Genomic DNA, 3229 nt, shown 5'->3' with positions numbered 1-3229 from the left:
CCCCGCCGCATCCGCAGGCCTGCGCCGCGGCGACCTGCTCACCCGCACCGGCGCCGACGTGGACGCGCTGGGCGATGTGGTGGTGCGCGCGCTCGTGCCCATCACCGTCGCGATCGTGCTGTCCGTGGCCGCCGTCGTCGCGCTGGCCCTGATCTCGCTGCCCGCAGCGGCGATCCTCGCCGGCGCCCTGCTCGTCGCCGGGGTGCTGGCGCCGTGGCTGTCCGCGCGCGCCGCCGCCCGCGCCGAGGCCGACGGAGCCGACGCCCGCGCCCGGTTCGCGCAGGACGCCGTCACCGTCCTCGACCACGCCGCGGAATTGAGGGTCGCGGGGCGGCTCGACGGCACGGTCGGCCGGGCCGAGACGGAGAATGACGCGGTGGTCGCCGCGACCGACCGCGCCGCGGCGCCCGCCGCGTTCGCCGAGGCCGCGACCCCGCTCGCGATCGGTGCCGCCGTGCTCGGGTCGCTGCTCGTCGGCATCACAGCGTTCGCATCCGATCCGACCATGAGCCCGATGTCGCTGGGCATCCTCGTGCTGTTGCCGCTCGCCGCGTTCGAGGCGGCGGGCGCGTTGCCTGCCGCCGCGCTGACGTTGACCCGCGCCCGGATCGCGGCCGGCCGGATCACCGATCTGCTCGACCGCGCCGACCGGCCCGTCCCGCACGGAACACGCCCGATCGGCGGTCCCGGGCACCTGCGCGCGACCGGGCTGCGCAGTGGCTGGCCGGGTGGCCGCGCGTCGGCCGCGCTCGACCTGGATCTGCCTCCGGGCGCACGCGTCGCCATCGTCGGGGCCAGCGGCAGCGGTAAGACCAGCACGATCATGACGCTCGCCGGCCTGCTTCCCGCAGCCGCGGGGTCCGTCACCCTCGACGGCGTCGCGCTCGACGAGCTCGACCGGACCGAACTGCCGCGTCACGTCGGGTTCTTCGCCGAGGACGCCCACGTCTTCGAGACGTCGGTGCTCGAGAACCTGCGCGTGGCGCGCGGCGACGTCGACGAGAACGACGCGACGGCCGCGCTCGAGGCGGTCGGGCTGGGGGAGTGGGTCTCGGGGCTGCCGGACGGGCTGCACACGACCCTCGAGGGCGGGGCCCGCGCGCTGTCGGGTGGTCAGCGCCGACGACTCCTGCTGGCGCGGGCGCTGTTGTCACCGGTGAAGGTGCTGCTGCTCGACGAACCGACCGAGCATCTCGACGCCGACGACGGCGCGCACCTGCAGCGTCTGCTGCTGGACCGGGACGCCGGGCTGGTCGCCGCCGACCGCACGGTCGTCGTCGTCACCCACCAGCTGCCCGCCGGAACGGCCGCGGATCGGGTCGTCGAGGTCCCGGAGAGCATCCCCGGAAATAATCCGTTGCCGACCCTATGACCGAGGCGTACGTTCGTCCGTACACGAGGAAGGAGGTGGTCTGGACAATGAGTGAATGTCGGACACGTGAGGTGGCTGCCGGCTAGCCGCTGTCGCCGACGACGGTATTCACCGACCGCGCGCGCGGCTGGCGAATCCCAGGTAGTCACCCGGCCCCCGAGCCCCCGGTCTGTCCGGCCGGGACCTGTGAGGGAGTGGATGCGTCCGCCCTCGCCGGTATGGCTCGGGGGTCGCTCCGTGTCTACGGGTGGATCACGGTGTCGGGGGACAGCGATGTCGAGCGCGGGTCGGCGCTCGTTCAGCGGAGGTGACCGCTCAGCGGATACGACCGCTCAGCCGATGTGACGCGACAGTCGCGCCGACAGGTGCGGCTTCAGGTCGCCGTCCGCGGTGATGCGTTCCTCGACGTACGCGAGGTCGCCGCCTTCGATGATTCCGTAGAGACGCTTGGCGCCGCCGACGACCTCACCGGACTGGCTGCGGATCACCACGTCCGTCGCGATCTCCCACGACGACTGGGTCAGGGCCGTTCCGTAGTAGAGCTCGACGACACCGGAGCTGTGGCTGATCAGCAGCTCGAGGGTTTCGGGATCCTCGCTGCCCACGGCATCCTGCCCGGCGACGCGCCAGTAGCCGCTCTCCCGACGATCCGGGGCGGCGTACTCGCCGTTCTCGTCGAGTCTCCAGGACCGCGACTCCCACACGAGGTAGTCACCACCGTCGTGCGAGACGACGATCTGCTGACCGAAGTGGTAGTCGCCGGTCCGGGGATCGTTGCCCTCGCCCTCGCCGCGCCACACGCCGACCATGGGCAGCAGCGCCAGCAGCGCGGGATGCAGATCCGGCCCGAGCCGCAGGTTGGCGGTGTCCTCGGGCAGAGGCAGCCCCTGCAGGACCGGAACGTTCAGGTCCGCGGTCGCCTTGGCGCGCTCGATCGCGTCGGCGACGGCCTTGTCCCCGCTGCCGCGAACGACACCGGGGTTGTCACCGGGTTCGCTCGTCACGACTCGTCGGTGACCAGACGGTAGATGGTGTACAGCGTGAACCACGTGATGAGCAGCGCTGCAAGGACAAGCAGGACCTCGAAGAAAATGACCACGGGCACATCTTAGACCGCGGCCGTGAGGCACGAAAATCGGCCGTCGGCATCAGACCGTGCGGAGGCCCGGCAGGGCGAATAAGGTACTTCCGATCCGGCAGCATCGGCCGGACACACGCATTTCGGAGGTCGCGTGCGCCCGTTTCGCACTACTGTTCTGTCCGCAGCGGCGCTCGCTGCCCTGTCCGTGCCCGTGCTCGCGCCCGTCGCCGCGGCAGCGCCGGGGAGCGGTTCGAGCCTGCCCGGCTCCGGTCCGGTGATCCATCCCGACAACGCGGCGCTCGACTGCCCGGACCTGCTGATCGTCGCCGTCTCGGGTGCCACCGATTCGACCGCCGACCGGAATCCGGTCGAGGAGGAAACCCGCCAGTTGTGGTCCAACTGGGTCGGCAACGTGACCGTCCCCGTGGGCGAGGCCAACAGCGCGGATCCCGGTTCGGTGGGTTGGATGTACGTGCCCTATCCCTCCACCTACGGCCTCGGCCTGTTCGAGGACGTGCCCACCTACCAGGATTCGGTGGCCGCGGGGGTGGCGTCGACGAACCGCATCCTCGACGAGCAGAAGACCCGGTGCAGGGACAGCACGCGATTCGTGCTCGTCGGCTACAGCGTCGGTGGGGAGGTCGTCGAGCGCGTCACCCGGGAACTCGGGCATCGTCCCGCCGATGCCCACGTGAGCCCCGACGACGTCGCCGGGGTCGTTCTCATCGGCGACCCCTACCGGCCCGCAGGAGCCGATTCGTTCGGTGAGCCGGGCC

Annotated in this window: 3 protein-coding genes; 2 read left to right on the top strand and 1 reads right to left on the bottom strand. The window is 71.5% G+C overall.

The annotated features are described in order from the left end of the window. The coding region (gene cydC, locus I0Q12_RS18100) for a thiol reductant ABC exporter subunit CydC (protein ID WP_197253247.1) at positions 1 to 1372 on the top strand (1372 nt) is incomplete at its 5' end. Positions 1373 to 1704: 332 nt separating this feature from the next. Here cydC and I0Q12_RS18095 read toward each other — a convergent pair. After that, on the bottom strand, positions 1705 to 2376 hold the full coding sequence (locus I0Q12_RS18095; protein WP_248673578.1) for an FABP family protein: 672 nt from the start codon (positions 2374 to 2376) through the stop codon (positions 1705 to 1707). A 228-nt stretch (positions 2377 to 2604) separates the two neighbouring features. Here I0Q12_RS18095 and I0Q12_RS33180 point away from each other — a divergent pair. After that, on the top strand, positions 2605 to 3229 hold a 625-nt coding region (locus tag I0Q12_RS33180; RefSeq protein WP_374068721.1), incomplete at its 3' end, for a cutinase family protein.

Source organism: Rhodococcus sp. CX (genome assembly GCF_015865005.1).
In the GTDB taxonomy this organism is placed as follows: domain Bacteria; phylum Actinomycetota; class Actinomycetes; order Mycobacteriales; family Mycobacteriaceae; genus Rhodococcus.
This window is presented reverse-complemented; position numbering and strand designations above follow the sequence as displayed.